The sequence below is a fragment of the Desulforhabdus sp. TSK genome, assembly GCF_022836495.1.
Taxonomy (GTDB): Bacteria; Desulfobacterota; Syntrophobacteria; order Syntrophobacterales; family Syntrophobacteraceae; genus Desulforhabdus.
The window spans coordinates 1-16,668 of sequence record NZ_BQXM01000012.1 but is presented as its reverse complement, the minus strand read 5'-3'; the positions used below and the strand labels follow the sequence as shown (position 1 = coordinate 16,668).

The following is a 16,668-nucleotide window of genomic DNA, read 5'->3' as shown; positions in this document are numbered from 1 at the left end:
CCTTAGAGAGTGGTCGTCGTCACCAGGCGTTTTGAAGCGGATCTGGAAGAGAGCGAGGGAAACGCCAGCGCTTCGGTCAAATGGTAGGCGGCCTGCAAATAAGACGTCGGACAGAGGGGAAAGCACTCTTTGCAGTTCCAGCACTCGCCGGCGGCGATCTCGGGAATGAAATTGATTTCCCGTCTTGCTCCGTTGTTGATGAACCCGACAGCATACTTCTTTTTGATTTCGGCGCAGTATCTTATGCAGAGTCCACAGAGCACGCAAAAGGAGGCTTCTTTCTCAAACCGGTCTCTGTCTGCACGGTATTCTCGAGCCAGGTCCTGGAGTTGGGGGGAATCCGGTGCGTGCGCCAGCAGCAGCTCCAGGATCATCTTGCGTATGGAGTCGATCTTCTCAGTCCGGGTTCTCACGATCAAATCGGGCTCTACGGGGTAAAGGCAGCCGGCAACGAGTCGTTTCCTGCCGCGCGTCTCAATTTCCACCGTGCAGAGGCGACATCCGCCGTAAGGCTCCAACTGCTCGTGGTGGCAAAGGGTTGGAATGGCGATATCGGCGCTTCGAGCGGCATCCAGTACCGTCATGCCCTGCTTTGCCTTCACTGCTTTTCCATCTATCTGCAAAAGGATTTCGCTCATCGTTGTATGCTTTCTCTGTCTTGGCTGTGCATTACTTGCCCTTGATGCTCGCCTCGTATTCTTCCCTGAAGTAGCGCAAGGTGCCTTTGAGGGGGTCGGAAGCGGTTTTCCCCAGAGAGCACAAGGACGCTGCACCGGCTACTTCGGCAATTTCTTCCAGGAGCTCGATGTCGCCTTCCTTCCCTTTTCCTTCGCACATTTTCGTCAGAATTTTGAGCATCTGGCGGATGCCTTCACGGCAGGGAACGCACTTGCCGCAGGACTCGTTGGTCAGGAAGTCCAGGTAAAACCGGGTCAGCTCCACCATGTTGGTGTCTTCATCCAGGACCAGCATGCCGCCGGCACCGATGGGGGCCCCCAGCTTCGACATGGCGTCAAAATCCAGGGGAGTATCCAGGAGACTCTCGGGAACGGACCCTCCCATGGGACCCCCGAAATGGACCGCTTTCAGCTTCTTTCCATTGGGAATTCCGCCGCCGATGCCGTAGACGATCTCCCGCAGGGTGGTCCCGAAAGGAACCTCCACAACTCCTGTATGGCAGATATTCCCAGACAGGGACAACAGCTTCGTTCCTTTGCTCCGCTCCGTCCCGATGCCGGTGTACCATGCAGCGCCCTTGCTGATGATCTGGGGGACGTTCGCCCAGGTCTCCACATTGTTCAGGTTGCTCGGCTTGTCCCAGATTCCACTGACGGACGTGCGGATGTACTTGGGCCTTGGCTCCGGGTTCTTCCCTTCAATGGATCGCATCAGTGCGCTGGATTCCCCCGAGACGAAGATGCCCACATCGAAATGCACCTCCACATCGAAGTCGAAGCCGGAGCCCAGGATATTTTTCCCCAGGAATCCGTATTCCCGGGTTTTGGCAAGGGCCGTGTCGATATTCGCCTTCAATTGAGGGGTGTCATGGCGCGTGTAGATGAATCCCTGGTGAGAGCCGATGGCGTGGGCACCGATGATCAGCCCCTCCAGCACGCAATGGGGGTTGCCCGTAAAGAGCGCCCTGTCCATGAAGGCGCCGGGCTCCCCTTCGTGAGCATTGACGATGACGTATTTCTCCTCGCCGGGAGCGTTGCGGGCCGTTTCCCATTTCAGGCCGGCAGGGAATCCCCCGCCGCCTCGACCGCGCAGGTTGGCCTTCTTGATTTCCTCCAACACCTGCTTGGGACCCATTTCAAAGAGGGCTTTGGACAAGGCGGAGTAGCCGCCTCCCGCCAGGTAATCCTCGATGCTACTGGGATCGATCCGGGTGTTGTTGCTGATGAGGTTCCGCATCTGGTTCCTGTAAAAAGGTATTTCCGACTGATGCGCCGCCTTTTCCCCGGTCATCGGGTCCGTGTAGATCAGGCGATCGATCACCTTCTTCCCCAGGAGGGTCTCCGAGACGATCTCCGGGACATCTTCGGGCGTTACCTGCAAGTAGCAGATTTCTTCGGGATAGAGGATGACATTGGGTCCCTTCTCACAAAATCCATGGCAGCCTGTTGCGCGAATCTCGATTTGAGCCTCGAGGGACCGCTTTTTGATTTCTTCCTGAAAGGCGCTGATGACCTTGTCGTTGCCGAGGCCCAGGCAGCCTGTTCCCGCACAGATGGCGATGGCAGGCTTCCCGGGATCTCGCCTGGACAGGATATCTTTCCTGAGCGTCTCCAATTCAGCAGCTGAATTTATCCTTGGCATGATTTTCCCTTAATTATACTTTTTCAACACTTCTTCCGCCTTTTCCGGCGTCATCCTGGCGTAGTGCCTGCCATCCACGACGATCTCCGGACCCAGGGTACAGCAGCCAAGGCAGTTGCCCTTTGCCAGGCTGAATTTTGAATTGGAATCCGTTTCTCCAGCCCTGATCCCGAGGAGGCTTTGGATTTTGTCGAGGACCCGCTGCGAACCTCGAATATGGCAGGAAGTGCCCGTGCACACGTGAACTTCATGATGCCCCTGGGGCGTCAAACTGAAGGTTTTATAAAAGGTGGCGATTTGCATCACCCGTGTGAAAGGCACACCAAGTTTTTGGCTCACCTTCGCCAGCGCCTCCCTGGGGATCCAGTGATTTTTGCTTTGAATCTCCATCAAGACGTGGATGAGTGAACCGGCTCTGCCCTCATGCCTGTCGATGATTTGATCGATGGTGTCGTTGTCCATGGTTGTATCCTGATGGTATGAATGCATTGCCCTGTTTGCCTTTGCGTGTTGCACTAGGCGGCGGCAATGAGGTTTCGCGTTGCGTCGAATTTGACCAATCCCTGTCTCGCCGATACATTGAGGTGCCTTGAAATGTCCGACGGGCTCAAGCCCAGGATCTGGGAGAGCTCTCCCGTTGACCGGGGTTTTTCTCGCAGGAGCGCCATCATTCGGCATATTTCAAATTTATCGGCTATCAGTTCCTTGAAGAGCCTCTCCACTGCGTCACTGTTGAAGAACTGTGTGTAAGCTTCCTCGGATTTGACGGGCACCCGGAGCCTTTCTCTTTCCACCAGCTTGATGTAGGGGACCATGGCATTCAATGCATCGAGCTTGAGCTTCAATCCATCCTCGCTCATTCCCGCGCCGTTGCCGATGGGACCGAGCTCCCTCACCTTGAGAGAAAAATCATTCATGACTTCGGCAAATCGGCTTCCCTCGGAGGCGGATATCCATTCGAGTCTCACCCTCTCGGGGCCGATCCCCGCCAGCTTCAGCAATTTCCTGGATAAGTGCACCGTGCTCAGTGCCAGGTAATTTCCCTCGGTCACATAGTGGCATTCGCCGGGCCAGCATCCGCCGATGAACACTCCGTCCGCTCCGTTGGAGAATGCTCGGAGTATGAATGCCAAATCGACCCTGCCCGTGCACATGAGACGGATCAGCTTGATGTCTGTCGCGTATTGTTGTCTGGAAACTCCAGCCAGGTCAGCAGCCGAGTATCCTCACCAGTTGCATAGAAAGCCTAAGATCTTTGCCTTAAACACAGGTCCTGTAGCCATAATAGGGTCACTCCTTCGTTGGCATCGCCTGTCCTGATACGAGCCTCATTTCTTCAAGAGCCGGTTCAGGCCGGCTGTGAAGCGGGAAGCGCTGCGTCAATCTGGGAAAAGACTTCGTCGTCGGTAAAATGCTTGAGCGTGATGGCGCCGGTGGGGCATCTCGAATTGCAGAGCCCATCGCCTTTGCAGAGGACCGGATTGACGGTGGCTTTTTTGCCCCGGGGAGTCTCGTGAAAAGCTATGGCGCCGTAATTACAGACAGAGATGCATGCCCCGCACGATACACAGTCGTCTTCTTTCACTTCGCACACGGCGCCGGAGGCAACGACGGAATCCTTCGTGAGAATCGTCACCGCCCGTCCGGCAGCTCCGTAGGCCTGGCTGATGGTCTCCGTGATGTGCTTGGGGTAGTGGGCCGTGCCGCACAGAAAGACTCCCTCGGCGGCAAAGTCGACGGGCCGCAGCTTGACATGGGCTTCCTGGAAAAATCCATCGGGATTCAAGGACGCTTTGAACAATTTGGAGATGGTATTGGTGTCGGCCGAGGGAACGATCGCTGCGGCCAGAGCAAGGATATCGGCGTCCAGGGCGAGCTGATTGCCCAATACCGGATCGGTGACGGTGACCCTCAAAACCGGCCGGCCCTCCTCCTCGACGGCCTCCACGGCGGGCTTGTCCTGCGGATCCCAGCGGATGAACCGGGCATCCTTTTCTGAGGCCTCCCGGTAGTAATCTTCCTTGAGGCCGTAGGTCCGCATGTCCCTGAAGAGGATGTAGACATCCATCTGAGGGTTTAATTCCTTCAATTTCAAAGCATTCTTGACAGAATGACTGCAGCAGATCCTGCTGCAATAGTTTCGATCTTCGTTTCTGCACCCCACGCACTGGATCATCACCAGGCTCTGGGCCTGAGCCACTCTTTCATCGCCCCGGGCGATGGCCTCCTCCAGTTCCACGGACGTGACGACTCGCTCGTCTTCCCCGTACAGGTATTCCGTCGGCTTGTATTCTTCGGCACCGGTGGCGATGATGGTGATGCCATGCCGAATCTCCCTGCGCATCATCCCGGATCTTACCGTTGTCGTGAAATTCCCCACGTATCCCGACGCATCCAGGAGTGTCGTGTCGGTGTAGACGTGAATGGAGGAATGCTTGTAGACCTTGCGGATCAAATCATCCAGGTACCCCTGAACATCGAGTCCTTCCAGGGTGTAATGGATTCTCCGCGCCATCCCGCCTAAATCTTTATCTTTTTCCAGGAGATAGACTTCGAATCCCTGGTTCGCCAGGCTCAGGGCGCTGGTCATTCCGGCGATGCCGCCCCCGATGACGAGGCCCCTCTTGTCTACCGGCAGTTCAAATTCCTGCAGGGGCTCCAGGAGGGCTGTCCGAGCCACGGACATGCGCACGACGTCTTTGGCCTTTTGGGTGGCATCCCTCGTTTCCCGCGAGTGGACCCAGGAGCAATGCTCCCGGATATTGGCCATTTCATAAAAATAGGGGTTGATCCCTCCCTCTCGCAGGGTGTCTCGAAAGAGCGGCTCATGCGTCCGGGGGGTACAGGCGGCGACGACTACCCGGTTGAGCCCTTTCTCCAGGATGGTGTTGGATATTTGCTGGGCATTGTCCGTGGAGCATGCGAAGAGGCTTTCTTGTGCATGGACCACATTGGGCAGGGTGGAAGCATATTCAACGACGGAAGGAACATCCACCACTCTGCCGATATTGGCGCCGCAGTGGCAGACGAACACGCCCACACGGGGCTCCTCTTCCGACACATCCTTTTCGGGCGGATAGACCCTTTCCTTGTCCAGCTTCCCGCGCCGGTAGGCGAGGAGCTGACTGCAGAGGGCATCCGCTCCGCTGGCGCTCACCACCGATTCGGGGATGTCTATGGGGCCCTGGAAGGCTCCACTGACAAAAATTCCAGGGCGGGATGTCTCGATGGGATTGACTGGATTGGTCCTGCAGAATCCGTGAGGGTCCAGCTCGATGCCGAACTTGTCGGCCATTCCCTTCACATGGCGGGGAGGGTTCAACCCGACGGACAGGACCACCAGGTCGAATTCTTCCTCCTGGACTCCATCCTCGAGGGTCGAGTACCGGATGGTGACATTCTTGCTTCCCGGGATCTCCTTTCCCACGGAGACATAGCTTCTGATGAATCGAACCCCCGGGAGATTCTCGGCCCTCTGGTAGAAACGTTCGAAGTCCTTGCCGAATGCCCGGATATCGTTATGGAATACGGTGGCTTGCAGATCTGCGTCGTGGTCTTTGGCCAGGATCACCTGTTTTTGGGTGTAGGCGCAGCATACCCCGGAGCAATAGCTGTTGTCGCCTGGAGTCACCCGCCTGGAGCCAACGCATTGAATCCATGCCACCTTATGGGGATGCTTCAGATCGGAAGGGCGCCGGATCTCCCCTTCATAGGGGCCCGTGGCGCAGAGCAGCCGTTCGAAATCGAGGCTCGTGACGACGTTCTCCATCCTTCCGTAGCCGTAATCATTCCGCCGCCCGGGGTCGAAGATTTCATAACCGGGAGAGAGGACGATGGCTCCCACCTCCACCTCGACCTCTTCGGCCTCCTGGTGAAGATCGATGGCGTTATTCTTACACGCTCCCACGCAAATGTTGCATTTCTCGTCCTGGAAGTACAGGCAGGTGTCGGGGTCCACATAAGTGATGAGGGGAACGGCCTGGGAAAAATAGATATGGATGGCCTTGTTCAGCGACAGGTTTTGGTTGAACGGGTCAGGGGCTTTGACGGGGCAGTACTCCACACAGGTGGTGCAGCCCGTGCATCGCTCCTCTATGACGTATCTGGGTTTTTTGATGAGGGTTACTTTGAAGTCCCCGGCCTCGCCGCGTACTCTGTCCACCTCGGTATACGTCAGGATCTCGATATTGGGATGCCGGGCACATTCGATGAATTTCGGAGATTCGATACACATGGAGCAGTCATTGGTGGGAAAGGTCTTGTCGAGCTGGGACATCTTGCCGCCGATGGCGGGGGATTTTTCCACCAGGAACACCCTGAAGCCCGTCTCAGCCAGATCCAGGGCGGCTTGAATACCGCTGATCCCTGCACCGACCACCATGACATCTCCGGACTCAATGTCTGCCCTTCTCTTGACAAACTCTCCTTCAAAAAATTCTTTTTCCACTTTGCGTCCTCGTCAGGTTTCTTCGGTGCCTAAATCATTTCCTGGATAATTTCGGTGATGTCTTTCACCTCGATCTTCTCGGCAAAACCCATGGTCAACCTGCTGTCCTCGAAATTGGTGATGCAATAGGGGCAGGCGGTGGCGAGCACCTCGGCCCCCATCTGGGCGGCCTGGTCGACCCGCAGGTCGCAGAAGCGCTCCCCCTTGAGGGTCTCCATCCAGATCCGGCCCCCGCCCCCGCCGCAGCACAGGCTGTCGGACCTGGAGTCGGGCATCTCCCGGAGCTCGAGGCCAGGCACCTGCCTGAGGACCTCCCGGGGCTCGTCGTAAATGCCGTTGTGGCGCCCCAGGTAACAGGGATCGTGCCAGGTGACCGCCCTGGGGTACTCTCCCTTGAGCTCCAGCCTTCCCTCCCGGAGGAGCTCCAGGAGGTACTGGGTGATGTGAACCACCTCGAAGTGCACCATGAACTCGGGATATTCGTTTTTGAAAGTATGGTAGCAGTGGGGGGAGGAGACGAGGATCTTCTTCACCCCGTTGTCCACGAAGGCCTTGATGTTTTCTTTGGCCAGGCGCTTGAAAACGTCTTCGTCGCCCGTCTTGCGGATGCTTTCCCCGCAGCAGCTCTCCTGGGAGCCCAGGATCCCGAAGTCGACGCCCGCCTTGTTCAAGATGGCGGCCGTGGCCCGGGAAACCTTCTTGAGCCTCGGGTCGTAGCTCAGGTAGCAGCCGGGGAAGTAGAGGATTTCCATGCCTTCCGTGAAGGTGTTGACGGGCAGGTCCTTCGCCCAGTCGCCGCGTTTGGCCCGGTCCTCGCTCAGGGGGTTGCCTTCCCCCACGAGGCTTCCGCTGATGGTGCGGATGGGCTTCACGGACTGGGGAAAAACCCCGTATTCCGTGGCGATCCTGCGCAGGGCCACCCCGGAGTCGATCTGCCTGACGTCCCTCGGGCACTGCTGAGGGCACCTTCCACAGGTAGTGCAGCGCCAGATCTCTTCGCTTTCGATGTCCGTCAGGCCGAAGGTGGCTTCCCGGACGAGCTTGCGCATGCTGAAGTTTCTCACCCGGTTCCAGGGGCAGACCACGTCGCACAGCCCGCACTGGAAGCATCGCTTGAAGGCGTCTCCACCGCTCGCTTTGATGACTTCAATAATATCTTTATAAGGGGCTACGGTTTCCACTGTTTTTTTCAAACCTCTTGTTTCGCCTGAATGTTTTCGTGCCTACCTCTTGGAAAGCCGGGAAGCGGTTTGCAAAACCTGCTTCAAGCCGTATTTCTTGATCAGCGACTCGAAGGCGATCTCCATTTCGTCCCGCTTCAGCTCCTCCTCCTCGTATTCCTCTTCCCGCTCTTCGTAAGTCAGTGCATCGAACTCGCATGCCTGTACGCACATGGGCTCCGGCAGGGGTGGTACGCTCTCGCACATGTCACACTTGAGAGGAAGACCTGAGTCGGGCTCTTTGAAATAATCCCTGGAGGGGCAGGACGCCGGGCAGAACGTGCACTCGGAGTATTCCTTCCCCGCGATGGTATAAATATTTCTTCCGTTGCACTCGGCTTGAGTGTATTCACCCGCACGGATGGGAACGTAGACGTCCCGCACCTCGTCCATGATCACCCGGATTCTGGACCTTGACGGATTCATGCTGCTGTACCTGGGCGCAGCGTGAAATGCCGAGCAGGCCAGCTCGCAGGAGCGGCAGCCCGTGCACTTATCCACATCCACCTTGATTTCCTTAACAATTTTCTTCTTTAAGCCGGCTTTCACGGTCACCACCTCCTTGACCTTATTTCTTTTCGCTTTCCACTGAAGTTTCTGTGGCAGGATTTTTTTCAGTATCGGCCAGGATCCCTCTTCGCAGGAAGTCTTCGCTGACATAGCTCAGGCCAAGTTTGTCCAGTGTTTCCCTGGTGGGAACACCCTCTTTGTTCCATCCCTTGAACGCGTAATAGTCGTCCAGGAGCTTCTGCTCGAAAGCCTCGTCTCTCACGGCCCAGTGGTCTTCCGGCGGCCTTTCATCTTTTCTCCTCATGCCTCTTCGGACGTTGTTGGCCCTGACGAGGGTCCGGATCCGCTGAAAACATTCCCAAAGTTTGTCTTTCGTCATGTCCACGCCCGTGGCCAGAGTGAGGAAATCCGGGATATTGTTGATGTGGTAGGCAATCTCTCCGCCGAACTGACCCCTGAAGGACGAGACGAACCCGCAAAGTCCTATGGAGTCATCGATGTAGTGCATCGCTTCATTCCAATCGGTGATGGCACAGGAGGCTTCATTGGATATGTCGTTGCGTTTTTCCCATTCCAGGAAATACTGTTTGAACTTTTCGTTGGGCACTGCTTCCCATTTGTCGACAAACGCTTGCCGCTCCTCCATGGTGGGGAGGGGATCCTGGGGGAAGGACCCTTCGATTTGGGTGATGGCCATTTTTTCGCCTGTGGCGATCATGAGGAAATAGGGCGGGTTGAGCTTTCCCAGCTTGATGGGCAACTGTTCAAATCTTTTGATGGTATTGTGGTCGTATTTCTCTGCACCGTTCCCGATCTGCTGGGCGGCCAGGGATACGCCGTTGGCCAGGATGTCTCCGATTCCTTCCCGGCGGACGATTTTTTCCATGAGGTAGAAGAACCGATCCCCGCTGTCGGCCGGTAGGCCCGGCAGGTCTTTATCCGTCAAGATGCCGTTTTCATAGAGCTCAAGTGCAAAAGCCATGACCTGAGGTGTGGAGTAGGAGTCGAGTCCATACTCCTGGGCGACTCCCAGGATGTCGTAAGTGAAGTCCAGCTCCTTGAAAGCCGCCATGTGGTAAGTGTCTTTTCCGTAGCATTTGTAGCCGAAGCGTTTCCGTCCCGGCCAGCTGATGACATTGCGGCACTTCTTCGGGCAGTTATAGCAGCTTGTCTGACGGTCCATGTGGTCGTATTTTAATCGACGCCACCGCTCTTCGAGCTCCTTGCTCCAAAAACCTCTTCTCCGTGTACGTGCATTGCCCCAGGCAAAATTGTCATGATGGAAACTGTCGTCCTCGTCCACCGCCATCCAGTCTCCGCATCCGTCGCTGCCCCCAATTTGCTGGTGCATGTGCATGCACAGTTCAAACAATTCAGCCGGTTTGGCCACATGGATATCTTTTGTTCCACGGACAGCGATGGCCTTCAGCCTCTTGTCCCCCATGATCACGCCCACCCCCCGCGCTGCGCTGGAATGCCCATGATCAATGGATGCCGTATAGACCCTGTTTTCACCGGCCAGGCCGATAGCCGCCACCTGGACTCGGTCGTCTTTCAGCTCCTTCTTGAGAATGTCGCCGGTTTCCGTGCAGCCCTTTCCCCGGAGGTGCGTGGCATCGCGTATTTCCACTGTGTCGTCGTGTATATACAAATAAACCAGGTCGGGAGCCTTGCCCCGGATGATGATCTTGTCGTAGCCGGCATGCTTCATTTCCGGTCCGAAAAAACCGCCCATGAGCGAATGGGACATGAGGTTGGTCTGGGGAGAAAATGTATTGACGGCGACACGATTGGCGGCGGGAACAGGTGTGGCGTGCAAAAGGCCGGTGCTGAATATGAGCAGATTGTCGGGAGAAAATGGGTCCACTTCAGGAGGTACCCTGTCCCAAAGTATCTTGGCGGCCGTACCCTGCCCCCCCAGATAAAGCTCCATATCTCTCGGGTCGGTTTCCACCCTTTCAATGTTTCCTCGGGATAGATCTATTTCCAGATTTACCCCTGTCTCTGCGTACCTCATTTTTTATCCCTCTCTATGTGAGTAAGCCTTCAATCCTGCATGCATGTCCCGGGGCAGAAGCTTGTCATCACGGTACGGGTGTGTGGATGACGCAAGCTGTGCCTTTTTTCCAGGATGCAATCCGCTGATGAGTCCTCTCCCTGCCATCACTCCAAAAATTTATCCAGGTGAAAATTAAAGAATCGTTTTGATGAAGCCCGGACAATGCCTTTGGGGAGTTTAAAGGGGCTAAAATCTAGGCTTAATAGTGTTATGGCAAATTTTTATGGTCATGACAAGTCTTTTGTGGCCTTGCCCTATTGGCCTATAAAATTCATTATAATGAAAATTATTTTGCATTGAATCCGTGGATTCTCTGTGCATCCCTCATGACCTCTTCCTCATGAAGCGGGCAGAAAGATGCCGCTGGAGAACCTCTTGACTTTCCCCGTCGGACCTGTTATCCGGAAGCCTCCCAACAGGCAACCGCCTGCCGCTGTATCGCCTTCCCTGTCACCAGAGCGCACTGTTTGAAAACCCTTGGAGAGAGACCATGGCCGAAAGGCAAGACACTCAAGAGATCCGGCTGAGCATTTCCGATGAGGTCAGAGCTGTATTGGAAAAACGGAAGATTCTCGAATCCGACATCCAGAAGGTGGTCGAGTTTGCCGAAAGGACCGGAACGAAGCTTCTCAACCAGCGGACCGGTCGTTTTCTGGCACACCATAACCCGGCTGTTACCGTGACTTACTGGGTGGAATACACTCCCGTCGAGGGTGAGTTTGTCATTCACAAAGCCTACAGCCACAGAATGGAAGTCATCTAGGGACTCAAAACGATGAATGAAAAAGAGACACCATCCCAAGAGCCTGAATGGATGTGCATCAAATGCTCGCTGCCCCTCGAATTGGGGCAGGTCAATATCGGGTATCTCGAATACATGTTTCCCGTGGATCTCCAGAGATGCCCCCGCTGCGGTCAGGTGTTCATACCCGAAGATCTTGCAGTGGGAAAAATGGCCGAAGTGGAGAAAATCCTGGAAGAAAAATGAGGCTTCCTTGCGAGCCTCTCTGAGGCCGGCAAGGGGTCGTATGGGTGAGGAGTCACATCGGGCTGATGTCTTCTTCGGATGAAATCTGCCGCATTTATGAGAGGACAGATCTGCGCAGAGCAGGGGGCGGGCTGATAAGGCCCGGCGGCCTGAAACTGACGCAGCGGGCCGTTGCCGCAGCCGCTTTGCCCCCCGGCTCCAGGGTGTTGGACATGGGGTGCGGAACCGGCGTGACCTTGGGCTATCTCATCCATCAGTGCCGGTTTCGAGGGGTCGGAATCGACCTTTCGACAAATCTCCTGGCCGAAGGGCGTGGGCAAGATCCGTGCCTCCCTGTGGCACAGGCATCGGGCGCTCACCTGCCTTTCATCGATGCTGCTGTGGACGCTATTTTAGCGGAATGCAGCCTGTCCCTCATGGAAGACGTGGGAAGAACGTTGGACGAATGCGCGAGAGTGCTCGCACCTGGGGGCATCCTGCTGGTCCATGATGTCTACGCGCGCAGCCCGGAGAGTGGATCCCGGCTGAAGGGGCTGCCCCTGCGATGCTGCCTGACGGGTGCTGTCTCCCGGGAAGAGTGGATCGAGAGGATCGAAGGAAGCGGATTTGAAATTACCCATTGGGAGGACCAGTCCCAGGCACTGAAGGAATTTGCTGCACGTTTGATTTTTTCTCACGGGTCCCTGGAGAGCTTCTGGTGCGGGGCCGGGGGTGGGGGAGGGATGGAAGGTGGCCGTGAGATCCAGCAGGCCGTAGCGTCTGCAAAGCCCGGTTATTTCCTCATCATCGCCAGGAAAGTCAGTACCGCCCCATAGAGGAGTGAAACTGTGACGGATGAAATGATACGGATGCTTCAACTGGCGCAGCAGGGCTTTCAATGCAGCCAGATTCTGCTGCTCATGGGACTGGAAGCCCAGGGGAAAGACAACGTCGACCTCGTGCGAGCCATGTCGGCCCTTGCGGGAGGACTCGGGTTTTCGGGGGACATCTGCGGCACCCTGACCGGGGGCGCATGCCTGCTTGGTCTTTACGCCGGCAGAGGAAGGGCCGACGAGGAGGAAGACCCCCGCCTGAAGATCATGATCGGGGAACTGGTGGAATGGTTTACGATGGAGCACGGCGGAAAATACGGCGGCATTCGCTGCGAGACCATCCTGGGGGATGATCCCCGCAGTCGGACCACTCGCTGTCCCTCCATGATCCTCGGGACTTACCAGAAAGTGAAAGACCTCCTGGTGCAAAACGGCTTTGATCTTTCAACGGGGCGGCCATGAGCGGCGAGGTCTTGTTGTCCGCCACGGGAAGCGTCTGCCCGGAGTGCCTGCAGAAGATCAAGGCGGTCCGGGTGATGTTAGGGGATACGGTCTTTCTCCGCAAAGAATGTCCGGAGCATGGATCTTTTCAGACCCCCATCTGGCGGGGTGATCCGTTTTTTGGGTTCTGGCAGCGCCCCAAAACCCCTTCATATCCCAAATCCCCCTTGACCACTGTACAAAAAGGGTGTCCCTGGGACTGCGGGCTTTGTCCTGAACATCGCCAGCACACGTGCACGGCTCTCATGGAAGTGACGCAGCGCTGTAACCTGAAGTGCGCTTACTGCTTTGCCGATGCGGGAGGGGGTGGGGTTCCAGACCCGGACCTCGATACGCTTCGACGCTGGTTCCAGGGGATTCCGGCGGCGGAGGTTCCCTGCAACATCCAGCTTTCGGGGGGAGAGCCGACCCTGCGTGATGATCTGCCCGAAATCGCATCCCTTGGCCGTTCTCTCGGATTCCCCTTCATCCAGGTGAACACGAACGGTGTTCGCCTTGCCGCCGATCGAAGCTATGTGAAGGCCCTCAAGGATGGGGGGGTGGCCTCCATATTCCTGCAGTTTGACGGGGTCGAGGATGCCACTTACCAGCGTTTGAGAGGGCGCGCTCTCTTCCGTGAGAAAGTCCGTGCGGTGGAGCACTGCGTCGAGGAGGGGCTGGGGGTGGTTTTAGTCCCGACGCTGGTTCCCGGGGTCAATATCCATGAAATCGGTGCGATCATCGGATTTGCCGTGGACCATATGCCCGCAGTGCGAGGGGTGCACTTCCAACCGGTCAGCTATTTTGGAAGATATCCGACTGCACCGCCGGATGAAGCCCGCATCACCCTTCCTGAAGTCATCAGGGCCATCGAGGCCCAAACGGAAGGCCGCCTCAAAGCGTCCTTTTTTCAGCCTCCGGGATGTGAAAACGCTCTCTGCTCCTTCCACGGCAATTTTGTCCTCCTCCCTGACGGTGAGCTCAAAGCCTGGAGCAGCTACGATCCCAGGAGATGCTGCTCGGAGCCGGAGTCGGCGGAAATCGGGGCCGAAAAAGCCCGCCGCTTTGTGAGCCGGTCCTGGTCCCAGGCTCCCCATCCCGAGAAGAGCCCGGAGGGTCCCTCTCTGGGCGGCTGGGACGATTTTCTCCACCGGGTTCAAACTTATTCCCTCTGCATCTCGGCCATGGCGTTTCAGGACGCCTGGAACCTCGACCTGGAGCGCCTCCGCGATTGCTGCATCCATGTGGTCGCTCCGGAAGGTGGACTCATACCCTTTTGTGCCTACAACCTCACCGACAGCCGGGGACGTTCCTTTTATCGAAGTATATGCACCAAGGATTGAGAAATCCCTTTTGTAGGAGCGGCATCCTGCCGCGACGGGCTCACCGTCGCGGCAGGATGCCGCTCCTACAAAAAACAGGGAGCCATCAAATCGAAAGTCTTGCACCTCATCGAATAGAGAAACCAAATCGAACCCCTATGAAGATCACTCCTCTCGAAAACTGGATCCTTCGAATGGTCGGCGAAACGGGGAAGCCTTTGACCCGTGAAGCCATTGAAGCGCATCAGCTCATCAAGCTGCGGGAAACCATCGCATGGGTGCGACAGAACAGCCCCTTCTACAGCAGACACCTGGCAAACTTCGAAGCAGCCGGGCTTTCCTGCCTGAAAGACCTGGAGCGTTTTCCGTTCACTACCGCAGAGGATATACGGAACGATCCGCTGCAGTTCCTGTGTGTTTCCCAGAGCGAAATCAAACGGGTGGTGACTTTGCCCACCTCTGGAACCACCGGAGATCCCAAGCGGATCTACTTCACCGAGGACGACCAGGAGCTGACGATCGACTTCTTTTGCGACGGCATGTCGACTCTCGCGGGTCCTGGCGACCGGGTCTTGATCCTTCTTCCCGGAGAGCGCCCGGGGAGTGTCGGGGATTTGCTCCTCAAAGGCCTGTTCCGCCTGGGAGCCATCGGGATTCCCCACGGCCTGGTGAAGGATGTGGAAACCACGCTGGATATCATGGAGCGAGAGAGGGTGGACACCCTGGTGGGAATCCCGGTGCAGATTCTCGCCTTGGCCAGGCTGGGCGGGGGCAGGGCGGCCCCTCGAAATATCCTCCTCAGTACGGATTATGCTCCCAAAGCTGTCACCGAGGTGCTTCGGGAGTTGTGGGGATGCGAAGTCTTCACGCACTACGGCATGACGGAGATGGGATTTGGGGGGGCTGTCGAATGCCAGGCCCATTTCGGCTACCATATGCGCGAAGGGGACCTGCTGTTTGAAATCATCGACCCGGTGACGGGGCATCCGTTCCAAGAGGGGGAACGGGGTGAAGTCGTTTTCACCACCCTCACGCGGCGAGGCATGCCTCTCATTCGCTACCGGACCGGTGACACCAGCCGGTTCATTCCTGAAAACTGCCCATGTGGGACTGTGCTGAAGACCATGGAGCAGATCAAAGGGCGAATAGAAGGGAATGTCCGGTTGGGCGCATCGCACATCCTGACCATGGCCGCTCTCGATGAAGCGCTCTTTCCCCTTCCGGGCCTTCTCGATTTCAGCGTGAGCCTGTCCTGCGAAAAGGGGAAGGATCGGCTGCATCTGGGGATTTATGCCTTGGAGTCCCATGGGGAAGAAATGGAGAAGCTTGTCCTGAGCGCGCTCCAAAGGGTGCCTTCCATACAGGCTGCTTGTGAAGAGGATGCTCTATCCCTTTCCGTGGAGATTCGGCGGGAAGGATGGATCCCCATGAGGGGGGCGGGCAAGAGAAGGATTGAGGACAGCAGGGAATAGAATCTGCCCCCCCCGGCAGTTTCTTTGAGGAATGGCACGCTTTGGCAGCAAAAACCTTGAGCTGAGCTGATATAAGGATCCGGCCGAGGTCCATGGAGATGGACCCCGACCGGTATGTGGACGAGTTGCGGAGCAGGAGAGCCCGCAATGCTGTTGGCTTAGCGTCACCCCGGTGAAAACCGGGGTCCCAAAAGGGTTTATTTTCCTGGATTCCGGCTTTCGCCGGAATGACGATAGTGCGTTAATTCAACAACATTGAGGGGAGCTCGTATCCTCGATAGGGAGAGGTTCCGCTACTTTTCCTTGCCTTTTCGGACGATGGCCCTGGCTTCCTCGGCAAGGGGGGGCGGAGCGGGCTCGCCGACAATTTTCGTTACGGCGCCGAAGCGGGGAGGGCAGGCCTCAAAGCAGGTCCCGCACTTGATGCATTTGTCCTGGTCGATGACATGGATCCGGTTTTTGCCGCCGTCGATGGCATCCGCCGGGCATCTCTTGGCGCAGGTCATGCACGCCTGGCACTTTTCCGGGTCGATGTAGTACGAGACGACCTCGCTGAACAGCTGGTCGATCTCCTCGCGGGTGAAAAGCCTTTCCCTGTCCTCATGGCTCTGAAGGCGCGAGGCGAGCTTCTCGTTTTTCACCACCTTGATGTAGGGAATGAGCTTGCCAACTTCGTCGAGCCTGGATTTGAGCGCCCCGTTGTCCATTCCCTCGCCGTTGCCGAGCGGCCCCAGCTCCTTGATCTGTTTTACAAAGTCATTGACGGATTCCACGAAGATGCCCGCGTCGGCGCCCGACATGAATTCGATCCGGAGCCTGTCGGGGCTCAGCCCCACGTGCTCCAGAACCTTCTTGAAGAGAAGCACCATGTTGAGGGCATGGTAGTTCCCGTGGGTGATGTAGTTGCACTCGTTCAAGTGACAGCCGCCGATGAACACGCCATCGATGCCGTTGGAGAAGGCCCTGAGCACATGCGCCAGGTCGACTCTGCCGGTACACATGACGCGGATCAGCCGCATTTCGGTCGTATATTGCAGTC

General features: G+C 56.7%; 15 protein-coding genes. 6 read left to right on the top strand and 9 right to left on the bottom strand.

Going from position 1 to position 16,668, the window contains the following annotated elements; genetic code table 11:
• Positions 1 to 2: 2 nt before the first annotated feature.
• From MWC30_RS08965 to MWC30_RS08930, 8 genes are all read right to left on the bottom strand, one after another.
• Positions 3 to 638: a 2Fe-2S iron-sulfur cluster-binding protein gene (locus MWC30_RS08965; protein WP_244083831.1), complete on the bottom strand. Its 636-nt coding sequence runs from the start codon at positions 636 to 638 to the stop codon at positions 3 to 5.
• 31 nt (positions 639 to 669) lie between these two features.
• The gene (locus MWC30_RS08960) at positions 670 to 2,319 is read right to left on the bottom strand and encodes an NADH-ubiquinone oxidoreductase-F iron-sulfur binding region domain-containing protein (RefSeq protein WP_244083830.1); all 1,650 of its coding nucleotides are present in this window, start codon (positions 2,317 to 2,319) and stop codon (positions 670 to 672) included.
• Positions 2,320 to 2,328: 9 nt separating this feature from the next.
• Positions 2,329 to 2,781 (bottom strand): NAD(P)H-dependent oxidoreductase subunit E, encoded by a 453-nt coding sequence (locus tag MWC30_RS08955; RefSeq protein ID WP_244083829.1) that lies wholly within the window; start codon positions 2,779 to 2,781, stop codon positions 2,329 to 2,331.
• Positions 2,782 to 2,834: 53 nt separating this feature from the next.
• Positions 2,835 to 3,602: a hydrogenase iron-sulfur subunit gene (locus MWC30_RS08950; protein ID WP_254006163.1), complete on the bottom strand. Its 768-nt coding sequence runs from the start codon at positions 3,600 to 3,602 to the stop codon at positions 2,835 to 2,837.
• A gap of 65 nt (positions 3,603 to 3,667) precedes the next feature.
• Positions 3,668 to 6,700, bottom strand: a complete 3,033-nt coding sequence (locus MWC30_RS08945) for a CoB--CoM heterodisulfide reductase iron-sulfur subunit A family protein (protein WP_254006165.1) — start codon at positions 6,698 to 6,700, stop codon at positions 3,668 to 3,670.
• Positions 6,701 to 6,795: 95 nt separating this feature from the next.
• Positions 6,796 to 7,947, bottom strand: a complete 1,152-nt coding sequence (locus tag MWC30_RS08940; protein WP_368860825.1) for a (Fe-S)-binding protein — start codon at positions 7,945 to 7,947, stop codon at positions 6,796 to 6,798.
• Between the two features lie 42 nt (positions 7,948 to 7,989).
• Complete coding sequence (locus MWC30_RS08935) at positions 7,990 to 8,535, bottom strand: hypothetical protein (protein WP_244083826.1); 546 nt, start codon at positions 8,533 to 8,535, stop codon at positions 7,990 to 7,992.
• 19 nt (positions 8,536 to 8,554) lie between these two features.
• Positions 8,555 to 10,513: an aldehyde ferredoxin oxidoreductase N-terminal domain-containing protein gene (locus MWC30_RS08930; protein WP_256461235.1), complete on the bottom strand. Its 1,959-nt coding sequence runs from the start codon at positions 10,511 to 10,513 to the stop codon at positions 8,555 to 8,557.
• A gap of 532 nt (positions 10,514 to 11,045) precedes the next feature.
• Between MWC30_RS08930 and MWC30_RS08925 the strand changes: the two genes are divergently transcribed.
• The 6 genes from MWC30_RS08925 (at position 11,046) to MWC30_RS08900 (ending at position 15,629) form a co-directional block, all read left to right on the top strand.
• Complete coding sequence (locus MWC30_RS08925) at positions 11,046 to 11,318, top strand: hypothetical protein (protein ID WP_244083824.1); 273 nt, start codon at positions 11,046 to 11,048, stop codon at positions 11,316 to 11,318.
• Between the two features lie 51 nt (positions 11,319 to 11,369).
• Positions 11,370 to 11,543, top strand: a complete 174-nt coding sequence (locus MWC30_RS08920; protein WP_244083823.1) for a DVU_1557 family redox protein — start codon at positions 11,370 to 11,372, stop codon at positions 11,541 to 11,543.
• Positions 11,544 to 11,608: 65 nt separating this feature from the next.
• On the top strand, positions 11,609 to 12,358 hold the full coding sequence (gene trsM / locus MWC30_RS08915; protein WP_244083822.1) for a DVU_1556 family methyltransferase: 750 nt from the start codon (positions 11,609 to 11,611) through the stop codon (positions 12,356 to 12,358).
• A gap of 12 nt (positions 12,359 to 12,370) precedes the next feature.
• On the top strand, positions 12,371 to 12,817 hold the full coding sequence (locus MWC30_RS08910; RefSeq protein WP_244083821.1) for a DVU_1555 family C-GCAxxG-C-C protein: 447 nt from the start codon (positions 12,371 to 12,373) through the stop codon (positions 12,815 to 12,817).
• A complete protein-coding gene (trsS, locus tag MWC30_RS08905) occupies positions 12,814 to 14,178 on the top strand; it encodes a radical SAM (seleno)protein TrsS (RefSeq protein WP_244083820.1) in 1,365 nt (454 codons plus the stop codon). Before MWC30_RS08910 ends, trsS begins: the two co-directional genes overlap by 4 nt.
• Before the next feature lie 137 nt (positions 14,179 to 14,315).
• Positions 14,316 to 15,629 carry a DVU_1553 family AMP-dependent CoA ligase gene (locus tag MWC30_RS08900; RefSeq protein ID WP_244083819.1) on the top strand — a complete coding sequence of 438 codons (1,314 nt, stop codon included), beginning with the start codon at positions 14,316 to 14,318 and terminating at the stop codon, positions 15,627 to 15,629.
• Positions 15,630 to 15,922: 293 nt separating this feature from the next.
• Here MWC30_RS08900 and MWC30_RS08895 read toward each other — a convergent pair whose 3' ends face one another.
• On the bottom strand, positions 15,923 to 16,666 hold the full coding sequence (locus MWC30_RS08895) for a hydrogenase iron-sulfur subunit (protein WP_368860822.1): 744 nt from the start codon (positions 16,664 to 16,666) through the stop codon (positions 15,923 to 15,925).
• Positions 16,667 to 16,668: the final 2 nt, after the last annotated feature.